Raw genomic sequence first — 4559 nt, 5'->3', positions numbered from 1 at the left:
GGACCCGGGCGGCGCTGCGGCGGCCGAGATAGGCCTCCAGCAGGGCGGCCAGCGCCGCCCGCGACGCCAGGGCGGCCAGCGGCGCCGCGGCGAAGCGCGCGGCCTGGCGCAGCCGGGCGGTCTCGTCGGCCTCGAACGGCCGAGTCCCGGCCCAGGCCAGCACCGCCGGCCCGGCGGTCTGCTCCTGCACCGGGCCCGGCCCCAGCCCCGACAGCCAGTCGCGGCCGCCCCGGCCGGGCGGGCCGGCCGCCGCCAGCGGCATGCCGGCGAAGCCCAGCGCCTCGATCACCGCCCCGGTCCCGGCCCGCCACAGCCAGGTGCGGCGGGCGACGATCGGGTGCGGCACCGCCAGGGTCAGGGCGGCGCCGGCCAGCGGCAGCCCATCGGCCAGCAGGCGGCCGCCGAGCTCGGCCAGGAAGCGGTCGGGTCCGGGCGAGGTGCCGGCCTCGTCCAGCAGCCAGTCGAGGGGCGCGGGCAGATCCATGCCGCGATCATGCCGTCGCGGGCCGGGGCCTGTCACCCGCGCAGAGCGCCGGCGGCCGCCCTACCAGGGCACGGTCTCTCCCCTGTAGTCGAAATATCGCAATCCGGGCCGGCCCCGCCGCGCCTCCAGCGCGTCGGCCACGCCGGGGATGCTCTGGTCGATGCCGAGGCTGGCCTCCGCCCCGCCCATCTCCGTCCGGACCCAGCCCGGGTCCACCAGGGCCAGGCTGCGCCGGTCGCCGGCTTGGCGAGCGGCATAGGATCGCATCAGCGTGTTGAGCGCCGCCTTGCTGCCCCGGTAGACCTCCCACCCGCCCGTCTCGTTCAGCGCGACGCTGCCCAGGCTGGAGGACATGACGGCGATCATGCCGTCCGGACGGACCAGGCCGCCCAGCCTTTCGACGATGCGCATCGGGCCCAACGCGTTCGTCACCATCACCCGGGTGAACTCCTCCGTCGTGACCTGGTCGACACGCTCGCCGGCGCCGTTGGCCACGGCGGCGTTGACGAACAGAAGATCCAGGTCGCGGCCCGACAGCCGGTCGCGCAGCGCGTCGACCGCGGCGGGGTCGGTCATCTCCAGCGGCTCGATGGCGAGCCGGCCGTCCGAGGCGTCCGCCAGCCCGTGCAGGGCGGTGCGTCCGGCGCCCCGGACCGTTGCGAGCACGGCCCAGCCGCGCGACAGCCATTCGCCGGCCAGGGCCAGGCCGAGACCGCGCGAGGCGCCGATGATCAGGACAGTCGGGGAAACGCTCATGGAAAGGCCTGGCGGTGGGGGAGGGGAGCGGCTAGAATATGAAGGATCCTTCAGTTCCGGAATTCGCATTTGCCTTCGTCGCCGCCCGATGCCCTGAAGCCCCGGAAACGGCCGCGCCAGGCGCGGGCCGAGGCCACCGTCGACGCGATCTTCGAGGCGACCATTCAGGTTCTGCTGGCCGAGGGCGAGCGGCGGCTGACCACAACCCGCGTGGTGGAGCGGGCAGGTGTGTCGGTCGGCACGATGTACCAGTACTTCCCGCACAGGCAGGCGCTGCTCTACGCCGTGCTGCAGCGGCATCTGGAGCATGTGGCGGATGCCGTCGAGGCGGCCTGCGAGCGGGGGCGGGGCCGTCCGAGCGCAGAGATGGCGGAGCTCCTGGTCGGCGCCTTCCTCGATGCGAAGGCGCAACGGCTCGACGTCACCCAGGCCCTGTACCTGATCGCCGAGGACCTGGATTCGACCGCGCTGCTGGCGGCGGCGGTCGACCGCAACGTCGCCTCGACGGCCGGGCTGCTGGCGAGCGCGCCGGACGCCGATTTCGCAAGCCTGCCGGCCGTCGCCTTCGCGGTGTTCTCCAGCATCGCCGGCAGCACGCGCGTCGTCTTCGAGCGCGGTGCGTCGCCGTCCGCGCTGCAGGAGCTGCGACGCGAGCTGACGCTGATGTGCCGATCCTACCTGCACGCCTCCCGGCGGCCGGCCCGAGGCGACCCGCCATCCTGTGGCGGATGGTGAACCCCGGCCGCGCCGTGTTATTTTGCCGGCTGGACTCGGGATCGCGGACAGGGGAAGCCCATGGACGAGCCGACCGTCTTCCGGCGCGAGATGCGGATTCCGGCGCCGCCCGCCACCATCTTCGCCTTCCTGACCGACCCGCAGAAGCTGCTGCGCTGGATGGGCATCGCCGCGACGCTGGAGCCGCAGCCGGGCGGCCTCTATTTGCTCGACGTCAACGGCAAGGACAAGGTGCGCGGCGCCTTCCGCGAGGTGGTGCCGGTGCACCGCCTGGTCTACAGCTTCGGCTGGGAGGGCAATGAAGAGGTCCCGCCGGAGTCGAGCCAGATCGAGATCGACCTGATCGAGCAGCCCGACGGCACGCTGATGCGGATGACCCATAGCGGCCTGCCGCCCTCGGCCGTGCCGGCCCATGCCAAGGGCTGGGCGCATTACCTCGACCGGCTGGCGGCCGTGGTCGCCGATCTCGACCCCGGCCCCGACGTGATGCCCGGCGACGCGCCGAAGGGCTGATCGCCGCGGCCCAGGCTGCAACTGTGGAGGAGACCGATGCCAGACGCCCTCGTCGTCCACCGCGAAACCCATGTTCCGGCGCCGCCCGCCGCGGTGTTCGCGCTGCTGACCGACCCGGAGCAGATCCTGCGCTGGATGGGCACCGAGGCGCAGCTCGACCCGCAGCCCGGCGGGCTGTACCTGGTCAACGTCACCGGCGCCCGTTTCGCCCGCGGCGCCTTCCGCGAGGTGGTGCCGGTGCATCGCCTGTCCTACAGCTTCGGCTGGGACGGCAGCGAGGTCGTGCCGCCGGGATCGAGCCTGGTCGAGATCGACCTGATCGAGCAGCCGGACGGCACGCTGCTGAAGATGACCCACACCGGCCTGCCCAATGCCGAGCAATGCGCCGGCCACGCCGAGGGCTGGGGCCACTACCTCGATCGCCTGGCCGAGCTCGCCGGCGGGCGCGACCCAGGCCCGGACCCCTGGCTCGGCCGGACCGGCTGAGTCCGGCCTGTCGGGATCCGGCGTCGCTGTTCGTCCCGTCGACCCCGACCGGCCCTTCGCCCGGCGGATGGCCGACGGGCCGGACCGCATCCGGGAACAGCTGGCTGCGGAACGCTGGCGGCACGGCCGGGTTCCCGGCCCCGGATCGTATTCATCTGCATACCGTGATGCCGTTCCTGCATTGGGCGGCTGAACCTTTTCCTATTACCAGACTATGACCGATCCGTTACGCAGCATGAGCCATCCGCTCAGCAGCTGTCTCGGCAACGGGACAGTCGTGGCAGAGCCGATCATCCCACCGGATCTTGATCAACTCCTCGCAGAACTGCCGGTCGCGGCGGATGTGCGGAGACGTGTCCGCTGAAGCGGGCCGGATATTGGGGAGCCCATGAAGAAGAAATCCCGAATCCCGGGGGCCAGGATGGCCCTGTATGTCAACAGGCTGACCACGGCGATCGTCCGGACCGGCGCCAAAGCCGGCGACCCGCTGGATCCCTTCGTCCAGAAACGGCAGACCGGCAACGACCGAACCGAGATCGCGGTCGGGACCCGGACCTTCTTCGCCGGATCGCTCGACGTCGGCGGGCCGGCGCCGGTGCAGGTGGTCGCCGAGCGCCAATCCCGCGGCGACGGCAGGGACGTCGGCGAGCAGGAGACGTTCCATCCGGTGAAGGCGGACCTGACGCTGGACACCACGGTCGAGCTGTACAAGCAGCCGCAAGGCCGCTGGGGCGTCCGCGGCGGCCGGGCGATCCCCGCCTCGGCCGGATGGCTGGCTGGCGACGGGTTCGACGCCCTGAACACCGCGCCGTTCCAGCCCGGCTTCCGCCAGATCGGGTCGCGCGAATGCTGCGTCGGCGAGGTCATGATCCGCGGCAAGGCCAGCGAGACATCCGCGCCGGTGCTGGTCGAGCGCGTGCTCGGCCCGGAGACGGCTGATGACCGCTACCGGCTGGTCAACGCCGATCTCGGCCGGGGCGACGCGGTCGAGCTGGTCGACGGGCCGGCGCGGTCGGACCCCTTCGCCACCGAGGTGCTGCGCCGGGTCGGGCAGGCTTGGGGTGCCGGGCCGGGCCGGCAGATCGCCGAGGCGGCCGCCCTCAACGCGCTGAAGGCGGGTGCCTCGGTGGAGGCCGCGGTCGCCCTGGCGAACGGCCTGCCGCCGGAGGCGCGGAGGGATCTTGGCGCGGCGGCGGCCCCGACCTACGCCGCGGCCGGGGCCGCTGCCGGAGCCGGCCAACGCGCCGGCCTGCCGGCCGAGACTGCCGCCGATGTCGCCCGTAACGCCGTCGTGATGGCCGAGTATCTGGACGAGCGGCCGGCGGCCATCGCCGCGGCCTATGCCGGCGCGGCTGGCGGCGGGCTTCCGGATCCCCGGACGCATGGGCTGCTCACCGGAACCGGCGCGCCGACGGCGACGGAATGGCGAACCGCGGTCACGGTCGCGGCCCATGCCATGGCCGGCGCCGGGCTGGCGGCCGCCCAGGCCCAGGTGGCGGCGCAGGATCGCCAGGCCCTGGGGCCGGAGCTGAGCGCGAACAACGCCGCCGCCCGCGAGCTGCTGATCGAGAAGAAGGTCCCGGCG

6 protein-coding genes are annotated in these 4559 nt (G+C 73.2%); 4 read left to right on the top strand and 2 right to left on the bottom strand.

Features of this window, described 5'->3' with window-relative positions; translation table 11 throughout:
- On the bottom strand, positions 1–484 hold a 484-nt coding region (locus tag ACTOWL_RS37525; protein WP_441326404.1), incomplete at its 3' end, for a hypothetical protein.
- 60 nt (positions 485–544) lie between these two features.
- Positions 545–1240 carry an SDR family NAD(P)-dependent oxidoreductase gene (locus ACTOWL_RS37520; protein WP_441326403.1) on the bottom strand — a complete coding sequence of 232 codons (696 nt, stop codon included), beginning with the start codon at positions 1238–1240 and terminating at the stop codon, positions 545–547.
- Positions 1241–1309: 69 nt separating this feature from the next.
- On the opposite strand from ACTOWL_RS37520, the gene ACTOWL_RS37515 reads away from it, so the two are divergent.
- The 4 genes from ACTOWL_RS37515 to ACTOWL_RS37500 form a co-directional block, all read left to right on the top strand.
- Entirely contained in the window at positions 1310–1975 is a 666-nt protein-coding gene (locus ACTOWL_RS37515; protein ID WP_441326402.1) for a TetR/AcrR family transcriptional regulator, read from the top strand.
- A gap of 60 nt (positions 1976–2035) precedes the next feature.
- Positions 2036–2488, top strand: coding sequence for an SRPBCC family protein (locus ACTOWL_RS37510; protein WP_441326401.1), 453 nt, complete (start codon positions 2036–2038; stop codon positions 2486–2488).
- A 36-nt stretch (positions 2489–2524) separates the two neighbouring features.
- Positions 2525–2974: an SRPBCC family protein gene (locus ACTOWL_RS37505; RefSeq protein ID WP_441326400.1), complete on the top strand. Its 450-nt coding sequence runs from the start codon at positions 2525–2527 to the stop codon at positions 2972–2974.
- Between the two features lie 421 nt (positions 2975–3395).
- Positions 3396–4559 (top strand): hypothetical protein (locus ACTOWL_RS37500; RefSeq protein ID WP_441326399.1); only part of this gene is annotated, 1164 nt, incomplete at its 3' end.

The organism is Inquilinus sp. CA228, assembly GCF_052078665.1.
Taxonomy (GTDB): Bacteria; Pseudomonadota; Alphaproteobacteria; order DSM-16000; family Inquilinaceae; genus Inquilinus.
Note: the sequence above shows the minus strand (reverse complement) of the source record. Positions and strands in the feature narration are given on the sequence as shown.